The organism is Frankia sp. BMG5.60 (genome assembly GCF_059428125.1).
The window spans coordinates 5204457-5223262 of record NZ_CM182091.1 but is presented as its reverse complement, the minus strand read 5'-3'; the positions used below and the strand labels follow the sequence as shown (position 1 = coordinate 5223262).

The window sequence follows — 18806 nt, the reverse complement described above, 5'->3', positions numbered from 1 at the left end:
GACGCCCGCCAGGCCCGCCGGCCGCACGTGACGCGCATCGGAACCGACACGCATACAGGAGGACGGCCAGAAGATGAACACCGTCGACAACGACGATCTCCTGCCGGAGCCCCGGCCGATCACCGGCGGACGGCCCGGCTCCCTCGCCGAAGTGGTCACCGTCCACGACGGCCTGGCGATACGGCACGAGCTGGTCCTGGCGCCGGGAGCCACCGCGGCCGACCTGACCACGGCCATGATCCTCGTCCCGCCCACGGCCTGCCTGGTCAGCCACCACGGGGACGTCGACGTCTCCCTGGTGTTCCAGGAGGTCGGCCGCGACGGGCGGCTGGAGCCGGCCGCCGACCCACTGGAGCACAGTCGAGGCCTGCGTCACCGCTGACCCGGCCCGATCGGGGCCGCCCGCCCGAGCGCCGGTGCGGGCACCCCGAGCGGCACCTCGGGGTGCCGCGCCGCGCCCACCCGTCCGTCCCGATGGTCCCGCCGCCCGGCGTAGGCAATATCGTGGCGAGGTGGCTGTACTCACCTCCCGTGCGACCGACTTCCCGCGCTGGTACCAGGACGTGCTTGCGAAGGCCGAACTGGCCGACAACGGCCCCGTCCGCGGGACCATGGTCATCCGACCGTACGGCTACGCGATCTGGGAACGCATGCAGGCCGACGTGGACGCCCGGATCAAGGCGGCGGGCGCGGTCAACGCCTACTTCCCGCTGTTCATCCCGGAGAGCTACCTGCGCCGGGAGGCCGAGCACGTCGAGGGCTTCAGTCCCGAGCTCGCCGTGGTCACCATCGGCGGCGGCAAGGAGCTCGAGGAGCCGGTCGTCGTGCGGCCGACCAGCGAGACCATCATCGGCGAGTACCTGGCCAAGTGGACCCAGAGCTACCGCGACCTGCCGCTACTGCTCAACCAGTGGGCCAACGTCGTCCGCTGGGAGCTGCGTCCCCGCCTGTTCCTGCGCAGCAGCGAGTTCCTCTGGCAGGAGGGGCACACCGCGCACGTCGACGAGGCCGAGGCCGCCGCCTACGCCCGCAGGATCGCCCTGGAGGTCTACCGCGACTTCCTCACCGACGTGCTCGCCATCCCGGTGCTCATCGGCACGAAGACCCGCAAGGAGCGCTTCGCCGGCGCCACGAACACCATGACCTGCGAGGGCATGATGGGCGACGGCAAGGCCCTGCAGATGGCGACCAGCCATGAGCTGGGGCAGAACTTCGCCCGGGCCTTCGACATCGACTTCCTCGGCGCGGACGGGGCGAAGCACCTGGCCTGGACGACGTCCTGGGGTAGCTCGACCCGGATGGTCGGCGGCCTGATCATGGCGCACGGCGACGACAACGGCCTGCGCATCCCGCCCCGGCTCGCGCCGACCCAGGTCGTCGTGCTCCCGGTGCGCGACGACGAGACCGTCGTCGCGAAGGCCCGCGAGATCGCCGCGGCGCTCACCGACGCCGGGCTGCGGGTGCAGCTCGACGCCCGCCCGGGGCTGTCCTTCGGTCGCCGGGTCACCGACGCCGAGATCAAGGGCATCCCGGTGCGGGTCGAGGTCGGCCCGCGTGACCTCGCCGCCGGGAACGTGACGCTGGTCCGCCGGGACACCTCGGTGAAGGCTCCGGTGCCGCTGGCGGAGGCGGCCGCCCGGGTCCCGGCGCTGCTCGACGAGGTGCAGGCCGGCCTGCACGCCGAGGCCCTGGCACTGCGCGAGAGCCGGACGGCGGACGTCACCACGGTCGCCGACGCCGCCCAGGCGGCCCAGACCGGCTTCGCCCGGATCCCGTGGCGGCTCGTGGGCGAGGAGGGCGAGGCGCGCCTCGCCGAGGACGCCCTGACCGTCCGCTGCCTCCAGACGCCCGACGGCGAGATTCCGCCCGCCGGCGGCGACCCCGACGACCTGGTCTGCCTGATCGCCCGCTCCTACTGACCGCCGGCCCACGGCACCTGGCCCACGGCGCCTGGCCCGCCGTCTACGGCGCCACCGCACCCCCGTCCCGGCTGGTGTGCCGGGGCCAGGGCGTGGGGCGGACCTGTCCGCGCAGTCTCCGCTCGTCCGGGCTGGTGCGCCGGGGCGGGAGGCTCGGCGCGGGACGGGCCGGTGCGTGACGCAGGCGCGCTAGCCGAAACGGGTTATCCGGCTTTGCGGCCCTTCGGCTCGTTTGCTAACGTCACCAATGTCCGAACTGCCCGAAATCGTCCATCTTTGATTCCGTCTTTCGCGCACGCAGAACAGGTAGCATGCTCCGACAAGACGAATTCGAGCAGCTTATCGCCCGGAAAATGGGTCTCGCCGATTCCGCGATCGCCGGCGGCAGCCGGCTCCATGAAGACCTCGGGCTGGATTCCTTCCGGCTTCTGGAACTCTGCCTGTACGTGATCGAACTCGGGGTCGACCTCTCCGAGGCGAACTGGCTGGAAATCGAGACCATCGGCGAGCTCTACAACCGTTATCGGGCCGGGCCACCCGCCGCGGACTCCCAGCCGATCCCCGCCGCATCGGCGACGAGCGCCGTACCGGCCAGGGTCGGCGTCGGCGGAGGGCCGCTCGGCGGGCCCGCGGGCCTCGCCGGGCAGGGGATGGCCGGGCAGGGGATGGCCGGTGCCGCAGCCGCCTCCGCGGCCGCTTCGGCGGCATCGGCGGCATCGGCCGCCGGCTCGCTCGCGCTGCCACCGCCGCGGTTCGCCGGGCGGTTCCTGCGGCTGATGCCGGTGCTGCCGGCGTCGACACCGTTCCTGTACGAGCTCGCGGTCACCCCGGACATCGGCTTTCGCTGGCGCTACCGCGGCTCGGTGCCGTCGTACCCGCAGTTCGAGCAGGAACTGTGGCAGGGCGTCCTGACCCAGTTCGTGATCGAGTCGATCGAGACGGGCCGGCCCGTCGGCCACGCGATCTGCTACAACCCGGAGTTCGCCCTGGGGTACGCCTACGTGGGCGCGGCGATCTCGGCCGACTACACCGGGTCGGGTCTGGCCGTCGAGGCGCTGGACCTGTTCGTGCGTTACGTCTTCGACATCTGGCCGTTCCGGAAGCTGTACTTCGAGGTGCCCGAGTTCAACTATCCGCAGTTTGCGGGGGCCGATCGGGAAAAGTCGGCCGGCGGCGCGCTCGAACTCGAGGGACGGCTGCGCAGGCACGACTTCTATCGCGGTCGCTACTGGGACCGTCTCATTCTCGCCGTCTACCGGGATAGCACGGACGGCGACGCCCGATAACGGGATCGTCCGCCGGGAGAGGGCGTCGACAATGGTTTATCTGCTGGATCGTATGAGGCGTGCCAGCACCGGTCCGAACACGGTGACCTTCCTCGCGCCGGACGGCGGACGGCGGGTCGGCTGGGCCGAGCTGTACGGGGACGCCCGACGCGTCGCCGCGGGCCTGCAGTCGCACGGGGTCGGGCCGGGCCGTCCGGTGGTCATCCTCGCCGACACGTCGCGGGAGACGATCACCGCGGCGATGGCGACCTGGCTCGCCGGCGGCAGCCTCACCATGGCCCCCACCCCCGCCCGCACCGTCGACCTGGCCCGCTACCTCGCCGACACCCGCGACCGGTTCGACTCGCTCGGTGAGCCGCTCGTGCTGGTCGGCGCGCCGTGGGGGGAGGCGGTGCCGGCGCTGTCCGGCGGGGCCGGGCGGGTCATCCCGCTGGCCGAGGCGGTCGGCGACCCGCTGGCGGCGCCGTGGCGCCCGCCCATGCTGACCGCCGACGCCCCCGCGATCCTGCAGTTGACCAGCGGCACCACCGGTGCACCGAAGATCGCCCGGATCAGCCACGGCAACCTGGCGGCGAACGTCGAGGGCATCCGCGTGGCGACCAGCCACGAGGCGGTGCACGGCCGGATGCTGTCCTGGCTGCCGCTGTCCCACGACATGGGGCTCATCGGCGGGTTCATCCTGCCGATGGCGTGCGGCCGCTGCGACACGTTGCTGTCCTCACCCGCCGACTACCTGGCCAGGCCGGCGAGCTGGATGCAGCTCGTCTCCCACCACCGCGCCACCAACACGGTCGGACCCGGCTCCGCCTACGCCGTCGCGGCCCGGCTGCTGCGCACCGGCCCCCGGCTGGACCTGTCCTGCCTGGCCTACGCGCTGTGTGGCGGGGAGCCGATCGATCCCGCGGTCGTCGACGACTTCCTCGACGCCGCCGGCGGTCACGGCTTCCACCCGGCCTCCTTCATGCCCGCCTACGGGCTCGCGGAGGCCACGGTCGCGGTCACGTTCTCCGCCGTGGGGCGCGGGCCGCGCTACGACACGGTGGACGCGGACGCCCTGGCCGCGGGCACGGCCCGGTTCGTGCCCCCCGAGCCGGCCGAGCGCCCGGTGCCCCTCGAGCGCCCGGTGCCGCCCGCGGCCGCCGAGCCGGCGGTGCGCACGAGGCGGCTGGCGCTGCTCGGGGAGCCGATCCCCGGCCTGTCGGTCCGCGTGGTCGATCCGGACTCGGGCGGGATCCTGCCCGAGCGGAAGGTCGGCGAGGTCCAGGTCCGCGGCACCTCGGTGGCCGCCTCCTACCATGACGATCCCGAGTCGGCGGCGGCCCTGCGCGCCCGCGACGGATGGCTTGCCACCGGCGACCTCGGCTACCTCACCGGCGGCGAACTGGTCGTCTGCGGTCGCCGAAAGGACGTCATCATCCTCGGCGGTCGCAACATCTATCCCGAGGAGGTGGAGCGGGCCGCGGCCCGCGCCGAGGGTGCCCGCGCGGGCAACATCGTCGCCTTCCCCTACCCGCGTCCCGGCCACCTCGGCGGGGAGGGACTCGCCGTGGCCGTCGAGACCCGTGGGGCCGATCCCGCCGCGCTGCGCAGCGCCGTCGCCGAGGAGGTCCGCGCCGCGCTCGGGGTGACCCCGCACGCGGTGCTGGTGCTCGGACCGGGCTCGGTGCCGAAGACCCCCTCCGGAAAGCTGCAACGAGCCGAGGCCCGGCGGAGGTTCGCCCCATGAGCACCCAGCCCGCCGCGCGGCACGACGCGCACAGCGTCGGCGCGGGCAGCGACGCCGCCACGGCCGAACGGCTCGCGGCCCTGGCCGACGGCCTCTACGCCGCCTGGGCGGAACCCGCGGTGTCCCGGCGCGACGAACTGCTCGCCGCCTGCTGCGTCCCCGCGGTGACCTACGCCAACCCGCTGGGCGAGGCGGCCGGCATCATCGAGTTCGCCGATCTCATCGGCGAGTTCCTCGCGCCCTACCCGGGGCATCGTCCGCTGCGCACCAGCGGGGTCGACGTGCACCACCGTCGCGCCCGCTGGGAGTGGGGACTGCGCAACAGCATCGGCCAGATCGTGCTGGCGGGCCTCGATGTCGTCACCTTCACCGAGCGGCCGCGCCTGGAGACCATCACCACCTTCTTCGGGCCTCCGCCGCGGCCGGTCTACTCCTTCGGCGCGGCGCCGGCCTGAACCGCGCCGGCCGAACCCGCGCCGTCGGTGACCGTCTCGCTGCCGCCGCCCCGCGCTGCCCCTCCCCCTGAACCACTGCCCCTTCCCGCACCACAGCCCATCTCGTTCCCCTTGCCGCACCATCCCCGATCCCGCACCGCCCATCCCCCACCTGGAGGAAACCCGTGCCCAGCACTCGCGCAGCACTGCGTACCGCGGCCGTCGGCGCGACCGGCGCCGTGGCGGCCGGCCTGTTCGGCGCCATTCCCGCCGACGCGTCCACCCCGATTTCCTCGACCGGCTGCACCGTCACCGCCTGGCCGCCCACCGGCGGCTCGACGATCTTCGCGAACGGCGGCATCACCTGCGACCCCCGGTACTCGGGCAACATGCAGATCAGCAACCAGCTGCGGAAGTACGCGAACGGTCAGTGGATGTCCATCGGGGACCCGGTCAAGAAGTCGTACTGGGGCGGCAGCGGCATCGGCGAGGGCACCTCGGTGCCGTGCAGCTTCAACGGCCAGGCGCAGTTCAAGACCGTGACCACCGGCACCGCGGACGGCATGTCGACCACGGACACCTCGCCGAGCACCACCTACTCCTGCTTCTGATCCACCCCTGGCGATCCATCGCCGCTGAGCCCGGCGCCGGTACCGGCCACGTGTCGGTACCGGCCCGGCCGGGCTGGCCGGTCAGATCCCGACAAAAGACGCCTCATAGCACCAAATCGGGCCTCGCCTTTACCGAAAAGGCGACAACTGTACGGCGTACCGTCAACCCACCACGGCAGGAGTACAACCCCCGGTGCCGGCGGGCGGTGCGCGATGAGAACTTCGCCGACCGGCGGCGCCGCGCGGCTCACACCACCGTTTCGGCGGAACTCGCCAGCGCCGCGGAACCCGACTTCCCACCCGTGGTGTCGATGACGGTCCCCCGGTGTTCGCCGCGACAGATCGCCGTCATCGCGCCCTGCTGCTCGATGTCGAAGATGTGCAGCGGGATACCGAAGTCGCGAGCGAGAATGAATGCCGACTGATCCATGACCCGCAGCCCCCTGCTGATCACCTCGTCGTAGCTGAGGTGGGAGAATCGCTGAGCGTCCGGGTTGATCTTCGGGTCGCTGTCGTAGACGCCGTCGACGCCGTCCTTGGCCGCGAGCACCGCGTCCGCGCCCAGCTCCAGCGCGCGCTGCACCGCCGGGTAGTCGGTGGTGAGGAAGGGCTGGCCGTTCCCGCAGGCGAGAATGACCGTCGCCCCCTTCTCCAGCAGGTGCACGGCTCGCAGCCGGATATAGGGCTCGGCCACCGCCGGGACCGGGACCGCCGTCATCACCCGCAGGTTGTCCTCCCCGAGGGCGGTCAGCTTGCCCCGCAGCAGCAGACTGTTGATGACCGTGCCGAGCATCCCGATGTTGTCGGCCTCGACCCGATCGATCCCCCACCGGTCCGACTGGTTGCCGCGGAAGAGATTTCCCCCGCCGACGACGATCGCCACCTCGACCCCGGACTGACGCACCGCGATGATTTCCCGGGCGAGGTGTTCCAGCGCATTGGAGTCGAAGCCGAATTCGGCGGAACCGGCGATCGCCCGGCCACTTAGTTTTACGACCACTCGACGGTATTTGGCCACAGTCTCCCGCTTCCCCTTTTCCATCGTGCGATCTTAACGTAGCCCGGCCAATGATCGATCATGAGCCCGGGAAGTACTGGGTACACGGTAGAGCACCCGGCTCCCGGGACCACGCCATGACCGGCCGGCCACGAAAACAACCCACGCCAGCCGCAACGCGTCAGGTGCCGACGAAGGTCTCTCCCGGCCGCGGCGCCCTGCCGACGCGCATCCGGGCAGCAAGATTCGAACACACGACCTTACATCACGATGTGCAGGTATTCGAACACCGTCCCGTCGGGGTGCTCGGCGATCAGTCGGGACCCGTTGGGTGACTCGCCGGGCCCTTCGATCAGTGCACCACCTGCCGAGATGATCGTCGAGGCGACGACGTCGAGGTCATCGACGAGTACGGTCGCGGCCCGGTTGCGCAACGGCGCCAGCGCGGCGGGCGTACCCGCCACCAGGAGGAAGGGGCCGACCCACGCAAGCTCGACATCGCGGAAGGCGAAGCGGCGCGTGGGCGCATCACCGGCCAGCCGCTGGTAGAGGGGCAGCACGTCGTCAAGGGATTCGACGTAGACCCGAGCAAGCACCTCACGAATCGGACTCACAGCGCGACGCTACCTCGCCCTGCCGACGGGCCACCGGTGGAGCAGCCCGCCTGCCGGCGGGCAGGTGTGATCGCTTCGGTGCGAGCCCAGAGACGACGAAGGCCCTGGTCCGGCTCTCCCGTAGGAGCCTGAGACCAGGGCTTTGCGTGGTCGGGGTGGCGGGATTCGAACCCACGACCTCTTCGTCCCGAACGAAGCGCGCTACCAAGCTGCGCCACACCCCGCGACCGAGATGAAGCATACCCGACGGAGCAGTGGTTCAGGGCGGGGGGGTGGTCACGGGTTCGGCCGGAGGTCAGGCCGTGACCGCGGTCACGCAGACGAATCGCGGTCACGCAGAAGGGGCCGCGGTCACGCAGAAGGGGCCGCAGTAAGGCAGAGCAGGGTCGCCTCGGGGCGGCAGCCGAGGCGCACCGGCGCGAAGGGCGACGTCCCCAGGCCCGGGGACACGTGCAGCCAGGACGCTCCCGCGGCGGTCGCGTGGCGGGACAGCCCACGGACCCGGGATCGGTCGAGCCCGCAGTTGCTCACCAGGGCCCCGATTCCCGGCAGCCGGATCTGGCCGCCGTGGGTGTGACCCGACAGGATGAGGCCGACGCCGTCGGCGGTGAAGGCGTCGAGAACCCGCGGCTCCGGCGTGTGCGACAGGCCGAGCGCGAGCTGCGTGCCGGGCTGCGCGGCCCCGGCCACGAGGTCGGGCCGGTCGCGGCGCAGCCGGGCGTCGTCGACCCCACGCACGTCGATCCGGCTGCCGCCGGCCGCGAGTACGGCCCGGGTGTTGGTCAGCTCCGTCCAGCCGCTCGCCGCGGTCAGGTCCTTGGCGAGGCCCGCCCAGTCCAGCGGGACGCCGGTCGGCTCGGCCGCCTCGGACCGGTTCAGGTACCGGTGCGGGCTGGTCAGCGCGGGGACGAAGTAGTCGTTGTTCCCGGGAACGAACACGCCCGGGAACGAGTACAGCGGCGCCAGCGCGGTGAGCAGCGGGCCCCGGGCCTCCTCGGCGCAGAGGATGTCACCGGTGAGGGCGACCAGGTCCGGCACCAGCCGCGCCAGATCCGCCAACCAGGCGAGCTTGTCCCGCTGGCGCGCCGTGACGTGCAGGTCGGACAGGTGTAGCACGCGCAGCGGCCGCGAGCCGGCGGCAAGCGCGGGGATCGACAGCCGACGCAGCGTGTAGGCGTTGCGTTCGTACAGCGAGCCGTAGGCGAGCGCGCCCGCCCCGACCACCGCGACCGACGCCGAGAACCCCGCGACCCCGCGCGCCACCCGGCGCCTCGGCGCCCCCACACTCGCCACCACGACCTCCTCGTGCCCCGACCGCTCGTGTGCCCCGACCGCTCGTGTGCCCCAGACCGCTCGCGCGACCGCCCTCGCCCCGGCGCCATCCCCCGTGCCGCGCGTTCGGCCCGGCGGCCCCACCGCGCCGGAGGGACCACTCTCGTGGCGGCGGCGTGCCTCGGGCCGTGCAACACAGTCTCATCCCCGGTCCGCCGTGGCCGGGCGCCACCCCGGTCGTCGCACCGCCGTGGCCAGGCGTGACCAGGTCCCCCGCGGACCATAGGCTTCGTTGACTATGAGCACCCCCACGGAACGGAGCACGCTGCACCAGCGGCTCCGCGCCGACCTGACCACCGCGATGAAGTCCCGCGACGAGCTGCGCACGTCCACCCTCCGGCTGGCGCTGGCCGCCGTGAAGGACGCGGAGGTCGCCGGCGCCATCGCCCGCGTCCTCGACGACGCGGAGGTCTCGAACGTCCTGACCCGCGAGGTGAAGAAGCGGCGGGAGGCGGCCGACGCCTACGCCGCGGCCGGTCGCGTCGAACAGGCCGACCGGGAACGCGCCGAGGGCGAGGTGCTGGGCGAGTACCTGCCCAGCCAGCTCGGCGACGACGAGCTGGCCGCCATCATCGACCGCGTGCTCGCCGGGCTGGACCTGTCCGGGCCGAAGGCGATCGGCCCGGCGATGAAGTCCGTGCAGGCCGCCGTGGCCGGCCGGGCCGACGGCGGCCGGGTGGCCGCGATGGTGAAGGCGAGGCTCACCGGCGGCTGACCGGCCGCCACCGGACCCAGGGTCAGGCCCCGCGGCGCTGCGCCCGGTTGCCGCGCTGCCCGCCGCGCCAGGCCAGCGGGCCGGTCCCGGGACCGGCGGGCGCGCCGAGTTGCTCGCGCGGGTTCACCCCGAACACGCCCGGCGGAACGGGCTGCCCCAGCCCCGCCGGCGGTGAACCCCCGGGCAGCACCGGCGTACCGGTCAACCCGCCGGAGATCGACAGCCTGATCTCCGTGTTGATGGAGACCGGGCCGCCGGGCGCCGGCGACATGTACACCACGATCCCGGGGGCGACCGGCGCGGGGACCGGCTGCGACGTGACGTGGAACCCGAGCTGGACGAGCATCTGCTCGGCCACCTGCTGCGGCAGGCCGACCACGTTCGGTAGAACCTTCGTCGGCACCTGCGGCTGGGTGTCGTCCGGCGCCGGCAGCGGCTCGACCGGCAGGCTCAGACCGTTGATCGTTCGGATCATGGTCCGGGACCACACCTGCGCCGGGTATCCGCCGCCGAAGACGTTGCGGCCGAGCACGTTGGTCAGCGGATGCGAGGTCGGCCCACGCGGGTCGGCGAGGGTGACCGCCGCGGCGAGCTGCGGGATGTACCCCGCGAACGAGGCGGTGCTGAAGCCCTCGGCGGTACCCGTCTTGCCCGCGGCCGGCCGGCCGATCTGCCCGTTGCCGCTGGCCGTCCCGTGGTTGATGACGCCCTGCAGCACGGCACTGACCGTGTCCGCGATCTTCGGGTCGAGCACCTGCTGGCAGGGCGCGCCGGCGTTGAACGGCAGCGGCCGGTCGGCGCCGCCGACCCGCTGCGTGATCGCGAGGACGGTGCGCGGGTCGCACCGGCGCCCCCGCGCCGCCAGCGTCGAATAGGCGGTGGCCAGGTCCATCGTGCTGATCTCGTTGGAGCCGAGGATCGACGAGCCGTCGACGCGGCTGATTCCGTCGATCCCCTTGCATTCCGGATCGTCGTTCCTGGCCGGGCGGATCCGGCAGGAGGAGACGCCCATCCGGCGGGCGACCTCGGCCGTCTTCAACACGCCCAGCTTCTCGGCGAGCTGGATGTAGTAGGTGTTGACCGACCCCCAGGTCGCGGTCGTCAGCGAATAGAAGCCGTCCTCGCTCGGATCGGCGTTGCCGTAGCAGTTCTTACCCTGCGGATCCGGGTTCGGAAAGACGTCGGAGTGATAGCAGACCGGGGCGTGCAGCGTCGTGGACAGCGGCAGGCCGGACTCCAGGGCGGAGATCAGCGTGAACACCTTGAAGGTCGATCCCGGCGAGAAGGAGTCCTCGTCGACCGGGTAGACCTCCTTTGTGTGCACGAAATCCGTCGACTGGCTCGCCGGCTTGCCGTCGTCCGTCGCCCCGTACTCCCGGTTGATCGCGACAGCGAGCACCTGGCCCGTGCCCGGCTGCATCATCGCGACGCTCGCCGCCACCCGGTTGCCGATCGGGATGACCTCCGTGGCGGCCGACTGCGCGGCCTGCTGCGCGACCGGGTCCAGCGTCGTTCTGATGGTCAGGCCGCCCTCGAACAGCAACCTGCGGGCGTCCTCCTCGGTGGGGGCGAAGGTTCTGTCGTTGAGGAGCTGCTGGCGGACCAGCGCGCAGAAGAACGGCGCGCCCGAGTCGGCGCACGGGTCGGCCGACCGCGCGGGTCGGTCGAGCACCAGTCTGCTGTCGTGCGCCTGGCGGAAGTCGGCCTGGCTGAGATGATGCAGCTCCAGCATTCGGTCGAGTACCACGTTGCGCCGTTCCCGGGCCGCCTCGGGGTGCAGCACCGGATTGAAGGCGGTCGGGTTCTTCACCAGCCCGGCCAGGGTCGCCGCCTGCGGCAGGGTGAGTCGGTCCACGTCGACGTTGAAGTAGTGCTTCGCCGCGACCTCGATGCCGTAGGCGCCGTCGCCGAAGTAGGCGATGTTCAGGTAGCGCTCGAGGATCTCGTCCTTGCTCAGGTGCGCCTCGAGGTAGAGCGCGTACCGCGCCTCCCGCAGCTTTCGCCGCACGGTCTGCTCGGTGGCGGCCTTCTTCTCCTCCGGCGTGGTGGCCGACATCAGCAGGACGTTCTTGACGTACTGCTGGGTCAGCGTGGACCCGCCCTGGGTCACCTCGCCGTTCTCCCGGTTGGTCAGATAGGCGCGGACGAGGCCCTTGTAGTCCAGCCCGTCGTGTTCGTAGAAACGCGAGTCCTCGATGTCGACGACGGCCTGTCGCATCACCTGGGGAACCCGGCTCAGCGGCACGACCTCACGGTTCTGCTCCCCGGACAGGACGGCGATCTGGTTGCCGCGCGCGTCGAGGATCCGCGACGCCTGCGCGAGCGGGGGAACCGTGAGGTTCGCCGGCAGATTCATGAAGTCGTCGGCGCTGCCCTTGACGGTCAACCCCACCGCGCCGACCACCGGCAGCGCGAGCATGCCGACCAGCACTCCGGCCACCACGCTGAGCACGCCCGCGACGGCCAGCCGGCGAGCCGTACGTCCGGCCCGGCGGCCGCCGGCACCGCCCTGCCCACCGGAACCGCCCTGCCCACCGGAACCGCCGTGCCCGCCGGAACCGCCCTGGCCACCCGTGGCGAAGCCCGGCCGGTAGAGGTCGCCGACCCCGCGGTTCCGCCCGGCAGCGGTGGGTACCGGGCCGGCCGGGGTCGGCCGGCGCCCGGGGGGTGGCTGCCCAGAGGGCACCGGATACCCGGAGGGCGTGGTCATCGGCGGACCTCCGTCCAGCCAGGCTGGGACACCAGTCGGAGCATACGGGCCAACATCTGATCAACCCTCCCCGCCCTGGAGGGGCAGGCCGGTACAACGACGCTCGGGTGGCCCCCCAAGCGAGTCGAAAACGCCGTGACCTGGGACACCGCAATTCCGACGGCGGGTGGCGTGGCCGGCCGCCGACGGCGAGCCCAGGACGAGCGTGACGACCTCCACATCACCACGCCCGAGGCGGTCCCGCCATGCCCACCAACGGGCTACCGGATCGGAGGGGACCTCGGATGCCAGTTCCCATGTCAGCCGGACAACGGGACCATGGAAGAACTACTCGGCCCTCACGGCGATACTGGAATGTCACCCAACCGACATACGGTTGTCACAGACCGCACTACTGCGGCGATCCGGATCAATGGCCCGGACTAGTCATTTGGACAACCACCCGTGTGGGGTCTGTGCCGTGGCCACGCCACTCCGTACGGTTTCGGGTCAACGCCACGTCACCACCCGCACGGGCCCCCTGACCCGGACTCGAGAAGAAAGGCAGGTGGCATGACCAGAAGCCTGGCCCCCGCCGTCAGCACGACCCTGCACGCCAACACGACCCACCTCGTGGGTTCCACCGTCGACGGCGACTGGACGGCACACGCCGCCTGTCGCGACCTCGACCCGGATGAGCTGTTCGTCCAGGGCGCCGCCCAGAACCGGGTGAAGACCCGGTGCTTCGGCTGCGCCGTCCGCACCGAGTGCCTCGCCGACGCCCTCGACAACCACGTCGAGTTCGGCGTCTGGGGCGGCATGACCGAGCGGGAGCGCCGCGCGCTGCTGCGTCGCCGCCCGGACGTCACGTCCTGGCGCAAGCTGCTCGCCGACGCCCAGGCTGATCATCGATCAGCGTCCGCCGGATAGCCCGGACGGGGACGCCCCGCCCACCGAGCCGGCCCGGTCCACCGTCCGGCCCGACACTGCGCGGCAGCACACCCGCCCGACCGCCGCATGACCGGCACGGGCCCACCAGCCCGTGACCCGCACCCGATTCCGCCCGAGGACAGCGTCGTCCCGGTTCGGAACGCAGCCCCTTCCGCCGGCCCTGCGTCAACCGGCCTGCTCCAGCCGCTCGACCCGAGCCAGCGCGTCGCCGATCTCACGCAGACCCGCCAGGTCGTGCACATCCTCGGACAGCGCCTCCACCTCCACCAGCGGGGTGTCGGGATGGGCGCTGGTGAACCGCTCCCGCAGCCTCGCCTCCCGGCTGGCCAGCCGCGCCCGCTCGGCATGGATGCGCAGCACCGCCGCCGCGAGTGGATGCTCCCCGTGCTCGTCGAGGTTCTCGGCGGCCGCCAGGCTGCGCTCGACGGTGAGCGCCGTCGCGTCGCTGTGGTGCATCCGGTTGACCACCAGCCCGGCCAGCGGCATCCCCTCCGCGTCCAGCCGATCGACGAAGTACGACGCCTCGCGCAGCGCCGCCGCCTCGGGCGCGGCGACGACGACGAACGAGGTGCCGGGATCGCCGAGCAGGCGGTAGGTCTCGTCCGCCCGGGCCCGGAAGCCCCCGAACATCGTCTCCAGCGCGGCGACGAACTGGCTGACGTCCATGAGGAGCTGGGCGCCGAGCACCTTGGTGAACACCTTGGTGAACATGCCGAGACCGGCGCCGAGCACCTTCGCGTAGGCCCGCCCGCCGGCCTTGGCCGGCGCGAGCAGCAGCCGCAGCAGCCGCCCGTCGAGGAAGGCGCCCAGCCGCGTCGGCGCGTCGAGGAAGTCCAGGGCCGACCGGGTGGGCGGCGTGTCGACGACGATGAGATCCCACTCGCCGGTCGCGTCGAGCTGGCCGAGCTTCTCCATCGCCATGTACTCCTGCGTCCCGGAGAAGGAGGACGACAGCGACTGGTAGAACGGGTTCGCCAGCAGCGCCTCGGCGCGCTCGGGCGTGCTGTGCGCCAGGACGATCTCGTCGAACGTCCGCTTCATGTCGAGCATCATCGCGTCGAGGCGACCGCCGGCGGCGCCGTCGACCCCGGCCACCTCCCGCGGGGTGTTGTCGAGCGCGGTCAGGCCCAGCGACTGGGCGAGCCGGCGGGCCGGGTCGATGGTCAGGACCACCACGTCGCGCCCACGCTCGGCGGCGCGCAGCGCCAACGCCGCGGCCGTGGTGGTCTTGCCGACACCGCCCGCGCCGCAGCAGACGATGATGCGCTCGGTGTCGAGCATCGCGTCGACGTCAAGCAGCGGCGCCCCCGCCGGGTGCGGCCGGACCCGGCGGGTCGCGCTCCCGGCGGACCGGCCCGCGGCCCGCCCCGTCGACCCGCCGGAGCGGCGGCGCGGACCCTCGTTCCTGGTCCCGTTCGCTCCGGTGCCCGCCTTCGTGGCGCCGGCCTTCCTCGCCGGTCCCGTCGTGGCCTTGGTCGACCGGGAACTCTTCTCCGCCTGCGGCCGGTCGTCGCCGGACGTCGAACCCACGGCGCTCACTCCACCATCTGCTGCGCGCGCAGCATCTCCGCAAACCGATAGATCGTGCCGACGTCGACCCCGTCCGCGACCAGCGGCACCTCGTACACCGGGCGGCCGAGCGCGGCGATCTCGGCCCGTTCGGCCGTCTCCAGCGCCACCCGGTCGGCGTGCTGGGCCGCCTCCCAGGCCAGCGCGTCCACCAGATCGCGGGTCGGTTCCAGGCCCGCCTCCTTGATCCCGGCGGCGAGCTCCTCCCGGTCGAGCTCGCCCCGGCGGGCCAGCCGCGACTGGCCGACCTTCAACAGGGGTGAACGGGCCATGTTGACGATCACCCCGCCCAGCGGCAGCCCGACCCGGGTGAGCTCGGCGACGCCGTCCACGGTCTCCTGGACGGGCATCTCCTCCAGCACCGTCACCAGATGCACGGCGGCACGTTCGGGCCGCAGCACCGCCATCACGCTGTCGGCCTGGGCGCGGATCGGACCCATCTTGGCCAGCCCCGCCACCTCGGCGGTCACGTTGAGAAAGCGGGAGATCCGCCCGGTGGGCGGCGCGTCCAGCACGACCGCGTCATAGGCGAGCCCCCCCGGACGGGTGGCGTCGGGGCGGTTGACGGCCTCCTTGACCTTGCCGGTCAGCAGCACGTCGCGCACCCCGGGCGCGACCGTCGTCGCGAAGTCCACCGCGCCGATCTTGGTCAGCGCCTTTCCGGCCCGGCGCAGGTTGTAGAACATCTCCAGGTATTCCAGCAGGGCCTCGTCCGCGTCGATCGCGAGCGCGAACACCTCGCCGCCGCCGGGCGCGCTGGCCACCTTGCGTTCCTGGTAGGGCAGCGGCGGGGTGTCGAACAACTGTGCGATCTGCTGGCGCCCCTCGACCTCGGTGAGCAGGATCCGTCGGCCGCCGGTCGCCAGCGCCACCGCCAGCGCACCGGCCATCGTCGTCTTGCCGGTTCCGCCCTTGCCGGTGACGATGTGCAGCCGGCGATCCCACGGACCGCTCGCCTCGTCGTCGGAGTCCTCGGTCACCGTGCGCTTGCCGCTCACACGCTCGACCGTACCCGCGCGCCCGGCCCCCGCCACGTCGGAAGCCGTGAGCTCGCCCGCGGCGGGCGCCAGGTGGGCCGGACGACCGCCGTCGTCCCCCGAGGTGTCCGGGGCGGGCAGACGGATGCTCTAAGGTCCGGTGTCATGCAGACGAAGTGGGAGTACTTCACGGCCCCGTTGCTGATCCACAACACCAAGCAGATCCTCGACACCTTCGGCGAGGACGGGTGGGAGCTGGTTCAGGTCATCCCCGCTCCCACGAACCCCGAGGGCCTCGTGGCCTACTTCAAGCGACCCAAGGGCCAGGCCTGAGATGACCAGCCCGAGCGCCCGCCTGGCCGCGCTGGGGCTGGCCCTGCCGCCGGTGGCCAGCCCGGCGGGCGCCTACCTTCCCGCGATCCGCGACGGCGATCTGGTCTGGACCGCCGGGCAGCTTCCGCTGGTCGACGGGCGGCTGGTCGCCACCGGCCTGGTCGGGGAGGCGGTCGACGCCGAGCGGGCGGCGGAGCTGGCGCGGATCGCGGCGCTCAACGCGCTGGCGGCCGTCGCCGCGCAGGCCGGCGGCCTGGACGGGATCGTCCGGATCGTGAAGGTGGTCGGGTTCGTCGCGAGCGCCGCCGGGTTCACCGCCCAGCCGGCGGTCCTCAACGGGGCGAGCGAGCTGTTCGTCGACGTCTTCGGCGACGCCGGCCGGCACGCCCGCTCGGCGGTCGGGGTGGCCGCGCTGCCGCTGGGCGCTCCGGTGGAGGTCGAGGTGGTAGCTCGGGTGGCAGCCCCCGCCCGAGACTGAGCGGGCCCGCCGGGGCCGGGCGGCGAGGTCCGACCTCGATCAGCGGCGGCCACCGGTGGTCCTCACTAGCATCAGACCCATGGTCGATCACAAGGCTGCCCTGCTTGCCCGGCTGCAACGGTCGCTGGTCGTCGTCCGCGATCCCGCCGGTCCCGGTGCCGGGGCGGGGGCGCCGCAGCCGACGGCGGGCTCGTCGGCGCCCGTGCGCGACGCCGCCACGGTCGTCCTGCTGCGCGACGCGCCGGGCGGTCGTGGCGTCGAGGCGTACCTGCTGCGGCGGGTGACGGGGATGGCGTTCGCCGGCGGGATGTACGCCTTCCCCGGCGGCCGGGTGGACCCGACCGACATGGGGCCGGACGTGCCCTGGGCCGGGCCGCCGGTCACCGAGGTGATGCACGCGCTCGACGCGGACCCCGCGCTCGCCCGGGCGCTGGTCTGCGCCGCGGTGCGCGAGACCTTCGAGGAGTGCGGCGTGCTACTGGCCGGCGCCGTTCCCCCGGATCCAGCCGGCGGGACGGCCGCCGCACAGAGCCTCGACGAGACGGCCCGCGCCGAGGCCCGCCGGGCCCTGGAGCGCCACGAGCTCGGGCTGAGCGAGCTGCTGCGCCGCCACGACCTGGCGCTGCGGGCCGACCTGCTCGCGCCCTGGGCTCGGTGGGTCACCCCGGAGATCGAGCCGCGGCGCTACGACACCCGGTTCTTCGTCGCGGCCCTGCCCGGCGGCCAGTCCCCCGAGCAGCCCTCCCGGGAGGCCGACCGGATGGAGTGGATGCGGCCCGTCGACGCGCTCGAGCGCCACGCCGCCGGCGCGCTGGGCATGCTGCCGCCCACGGCGTTCACGCTGGCCGAGCTGTCCGAGCACGACGACGTCGCGTCGGTCCTCGGCGCCGCCCACGCCCGCGACCTGTCGCCGATCATGCCGAAGATCCTCGTCAGCGGCGGGGAGGCACACCTGCTGTTGCCGCACGACGAGGCGTATGACCCGCCGGGCGGCGACGGACCGGGCGACAGCGGGCCGGGCCAGCGATAAGGCTGGAAACATGACGACTCCTCGACAGGTCACCCCGCTGGCCGCGGTGCTGCTCGCGCCGAACCCGGGCCCGATGACGCTGGACGGCACCAACACCTGGCTTCTGCGCGCCGCCGGCGAGCAGGGATGCGTGGTGGTGGATCCCGGGCCCGACGACGCGGGGCACCTGGCCGCGGTGGCGGCCGCCGGACGTGTCGAGCTGATCCTGCTCACCCACGGACACGCCGACCACAGCGCCGGCGCCGCCGCGCTGCACCGGCTCACCGGCGCCCCGGTCCGCGCACTGGACCCGGCGCACCGCCTCGGCTCGGAGGGGCTCACCGCCGGCGACGTGATCGCGACCGCGGGGATCGAGCTGCGCGTGCTGCCCACCCCGGGCCACACCTCGGACTCGCTGTCGTTCCTGCTCAGCGGCGACGAGCGCCCGGCGCCAGGCCCGCCCGCGGACGCCGCCGGCACCGCCGGCCTGCCGTCCGGACCGGGAGTGCTGACCGGGGACACGATCCTCGGCCGCGGCACCACCGTCGTCGCCCACCCCGACGGGCGGCTCGGCGACTACCTCGACAGCCTGCGGCTGCTGCGTGAGCTGGGGGAGACCACGGTGCTGCCGGGGCACGGCCCGGAGCTGCCCGCCGCCGGCCTCGCCGCGGAGCAGTACCTGGCCCACCGCCGGGCCCGTCTGGACCAGGTCCGCCGCGCGCTCGCCGACGCCGGGGTCGACGCCGCCGAGGCCGACCCCGCCGACGTGGTCCGCCGGGTGTACGCGGACACCGACCGGGCGCTGTGGTTCGCGGCCGAACTTTCCGTCAGGGCCCAACTGGACTACTTGCGGGAGCATCCCGACGTCGCCTGAACGAGCCAGGCACTTCGAGTTGGTCCCCGGGATCGCGACCCGTGACATATCCTCACGGCGGCCGTGAGCGGGGCCACCCGTTCGCCACCCCCGTACCAGCGGCCCGGACCCGAGTCCTGCCAGCCCCACCGCGGGCCGCTGACCAGGCAGATCAGGGAGTCCGGCGGCGGCGGGACGGCACCGGCGTCGAGCCTCGCCGCACCCGGCCGCGCGGGACTGGACGACCCCCGTACCACCGGGAGGCACCGACGCGGCCGCGGTCGGTCACCCGACAGGAGGGGATGCCGGGAAG

Annotated in this window: 18 protein-coding genes and 1 tRNA gene; 12 read left to right on the top strand and 7 right to left on the bottom strand. The window is 72.9% G+C overall.

The window, feature by feature from the left end; translation table 11 throughout:
- The first annotated feature begins 73 nt into the window (after positions 1–73).
- The 6 genes from AC5R91_RS21495 (at position 74) to AC5R91_RS21470 (ending at position 5976) form a co-directional block, all read left to right on the top strand.
- Positions 74–382: a hypothetical protein gene (locus AC5R91_RS21495; protein ID WP_495393123.1), complete on the top strand. Its 309-nt coding sequence runs from the start codon at positions 74–76 to the stop codon at positions 380–382.
- Positions 383–512: 130 nt separating this feature from the next.
- Complete coding sequence (gene proS, locus AC5R91_RS21490) at positions 513–1919, top strand: proline--tRNA ligase (RefSeq protein WP_495393122.1); 1407 nt, start codon at positions 513–515, stop codon at positions 1917–1919.
- Positions 1920–2230: 311 nt separating this feature from the next.
- Positions 2231–3205 carry an acetyltransferase gene (locus AC5R91_RS21485; protein WP_495393121.1) on the top strand — a complete coding sequence of 325 codons (975 nt, stop codon included), beginning with the start codon at positions 2231–2233 and terminating at the stop codon, positions 3203–3205.
- Positions 3206–3257: 52 nt separating this feature from the next.
- Positions 3258–4931, top strand: a complete 1674-nt coding sequence (locus AC5R91_RS21480; protein WP_495393120.1) for a long-chain-fatty-acid--CoA ligase — start codon at positions 3258–3260, stop codon at positions 4929–4931.
- Positions 4928–5386, top strand: a complete 459-nt coding sequence (locus AC5R91_RS21475; protein WP_495393119.1) for a hypothetical protein — start codon at positions 4928–4930, stop codon at positions 5384–5386. The genes AC5R91_RS21480 and AC5R91_RS21475 overlap by 4 nt, the downstream gene beginning before the upstream one ends.
- Positions 5387–5550: 164 nt before the next feature.
- Positions 5551–5976 carry a hypothetical protein gene (locus AC5R91_RS21470; protein WP_495393118.1) on the top strand — a complete coding sequence of 142 codons (426 nt, stop codon included), beginning with the start codon at positions 5551–5553 and terminating at the stop codon, positions 5974–5976.
- 247 nt (positions 5977–6223) lie between these two features.
- Here AC5R91_RS21470 and pyrH read toward each other — a convergent pair whose 3' ends face one another.
- The 4 genes from pyrH to AC5R91_RS21450 all read right to left on the bottom strand — a co-directional run bounded on the left by pyrH (position 6224) and on the right by AC5R91_RS21450 (position 8871).
- Complete coding sequence (gene pyrH, locus AC5R91_RS21465) at positions 6224–7018, bottom strand: UMP kinase (RefSeq protein ID WP_044883895.1); 795 nt, start codon at positions 7016–7018, stop codon at positions 6224–6226.
- A gap of 215 nt (positions 7019–7233) precedes the next feature.
- The gene (locus AC5R91_RS21460) at positions 7234–7587 is read right to left on the bottom strand and encodes a VOC family protein (RefSeq protein ID WP_495393117.1); all 354 of its coding nucleotides are present in this window, start codon (positions 7585–7587) and stop codon (positions 7234–7236) included.
- Positions 7588–7734: 147 nt separating this feature from the next.
- Positions 7735–7811, bottom strand: a tRNA-Pro gene (locus tag AC5R91_RS21455).
- A gap of 127 nt (positions 7812–7938) precedes the next feature.
- Positions 7939–8871 (bottom strand): metallophosphoesterase, encoded by a 933-nt coding sequence (locus AC5R91_RS21450; protein WP_495398024.1) that lies wholly within the window; start codon positions 8869–8871, stop codon positions 7939–7941.
- A gap of 286 nt (positions 8872–9157) precedes the next feature.
- Here AC5R91_RS21450 and AC5R91_RS21445 point away from each other — a divergent pair, with 286 nt between their 5' ends.
- The gene (locus AC5R91_RS21445) at positions 9158–9634 is read left to right on the top strand and encodes a GatB/YqeY domain-containing protein (RefSeq protein WP_495393116.1); all 477 of its coding nucleotides are present in this window, start codon (positions 9158–9160) and stop codon (positions 9632–9634) included.
- A 22-nt stretch (positions 9635–9656) separates the two neighbouring features.
- Here AC5R91_RS21445 and AC5R91_RS21440 read toward each other — a convergent pair whose 3' ends face one another.
- Positions 9657–12344, bottom strand: coding sequence for a penicillin-binding protein (locus AC5R91_RS21440; RefSeq protein ID WP_495393115.1), 2688 nt, complete (start codon positions 12342–12344; stop codon positions 9657–9659).
- Positions 12345–12896: 552 nt separating this feature from the next.
- Here AC5R91_RS21440 and AC5R91_RS21435 point away from each other — a divergent pair.
- Positions 12897–13253: a WhiB family transcriptional regulator gene (locus AC5R91_RS21435; protein ID WP_495393114.1), complete on the top strand. Its 357-nt coding sequence runs from the start codon at positions 12897–12899 to the stop codon at positions 13251–13253.
- A 186-nt stretch (positions 13254–13439) separates the two neighbouring features.
- On the opposite strand, the gene bagB is transcribed toward AC5R91_RS21435, so the two are convergent.
- A complete protein-coding gene (bagB, locus tag AC5R91_RS21430) occupies positions 13440–14804 on the bottom strand; it encodes an ATPase BagB (protein WP_495393113.1) in 1365 nt (454 codons plus the stop codon).
- Between the two features lie 5 nt (positions 14805–14809).
- Positions 14810–15841 carry an ATPase BagA gene (gene bagA, locus AC5R91_RS21425; RefSeq protein WP_495393112.1) on the bottom strand — a complete coding sequence of 344 codons (1032 nt, stop codon included), beginning with the start codon at positions 15839–15841 and terminating at the stop codon, positions 14810–14812.
- Between the two features lie 144 nt (positions 15842–15985).
- Here bagA and sp36 point away from each other — a divergent pair, with 144 nt between their 5' ends.
- The 4 genes from sp36 (at position 15986) to AC5R91_RS21405 (ending at position 18514) form a co-directional block, all read left to right on the top strand.
- Positions 15986–16153, top strand: a complete 168-nt coding sequence (sp36, locus tag AC5R91_RS21420; RefSeq protein ID WP_095212072.1) for a Sp36 family protein — start codon at positions 15986–15988, stop codon at positions 16151–16153.
- Position 16154: 1 nt separating this feature from the next.
- Positions 16155–16631, top strand: a complete 477-nt coding sequence (locus AC5R91_RS21415) for a RidA family protein (RefSeq protein ID WP_495393111.1) — start codon at positions 16155–16157, stop codon at positions 16629–16631.
- 79 nt (positions 16632–16710) lie between these two features.
- Complete coding sequence (locus tag AC5R91_RS21410) at positions 16711–17661, top strand: NUDIX hydrolase (protein ID WP_495393110.1); 951 nt, start codon at positions 16711–16713, stop codon at positions 17659–17661.
- A 10-nt stretch (positions 17662–17671) separates the two neighbouring features.
- Complete coding sequence (locus AC5R91_RS21405; RefSeq protein ID WP_495393109.1) at positions 17672–18514, top strand: MBL fold metallo-hydrolase; 843 nt, start codon at positions 17672–17674, stop codon at positions 18512–18514.
- The last annotated feature ends 292 nt before the right edge of the window (positions 18515–18806 follow it).

Excerpts from the sequence above, each read along its gene's own strand:
- AC5R91_RS21485 (WP_495393121.1), top strand. The coding sequence starts at position 2,231 with ATGCTCCGACAAGACGAATTCGAGCAGCTTATCGCCCGGAAAATGGGT.
- AC5R91_RS21480 (WP_495393120.1), top strand. The coding sequence starts at position 3,258 with ATGAGGCGTGCCAGCACCGGTCCGAACACGGTGACCTTCCTCGCGCCG.
- sp36 (WP_095212072.1), top strand. The coding sequence starts at position 15,986 with ATGCAGACGAAGTGGGAGTACTTCACGGCCCCGTTGCTGATCCACAAC.
- AC5R91_RS21410 (WP_495393110.1), top strand. The coding sequence starts at position 16,711 with ATGGTCGATCACAAGGCTGCCCTGCTTGCCCGGCTGCAACGGTCGCTG.
- AC5R91_RS21440 (WP_495393115.1), bottom strand. The coding sequence starts at position 12,344 with ATGACCACGCCCTCCGGGTATCCGGTGCCCTCTGGGCAGCCACCCCCC.
- AC5R91_RS21445 (WP_495393116.1), top strand. The coding sequence starts at position 9,158 with ATGAGCACCCCCACGGAACGGAGCACGCTGCACCAGCGGCTCCGCGCC.
- AC5R91_RS21405 (WP_495393109.1), top strand. The coding sequence starts at position 17,672 with ATGACGACTCCTCGACAGGTCACCCCGCTGGCCGCGGTGCTGCTCGCG.
- AC5R91_RS21495 (WP_495393123.1), top strand. The coding sequence starts at position 74 with ATGAACACCGTCGACAACGACGATCTCCTGCCGGAGCCCCGGCCGATC.
- AC5R91_RS21475 (WP_495393119.1), top strand. The coding sequence starts at position 4,928 with ATGAGCACCCAGCCCGCCGCGCGGCACGACGCGCACAGCGTCGGCGCG.
- AC5R91_RS21435 (WP_495393114.1), top strand. The coding sequence starts at position 12,897 with ATGACCAGAAGCCTGGCCCCCGCCGTCAGCACGACCCTGCACGCCAAC.
- pyrH (WP_044883895.1), bottom strand. The coding sequence starts at position 7,018 with ATGGAAAAGGGGAAGCGGGAGACTGTGGCCAAATACCGTCGAGTGGTC.
- AC5R91_RS21415 (WP_495393111.1), top strand. The coding sequence starts at position 16,155 with ATGACCAGCCCGAGCGCCCGCCTGGCCGCGCTGGGGCTGGCCCTGCCG.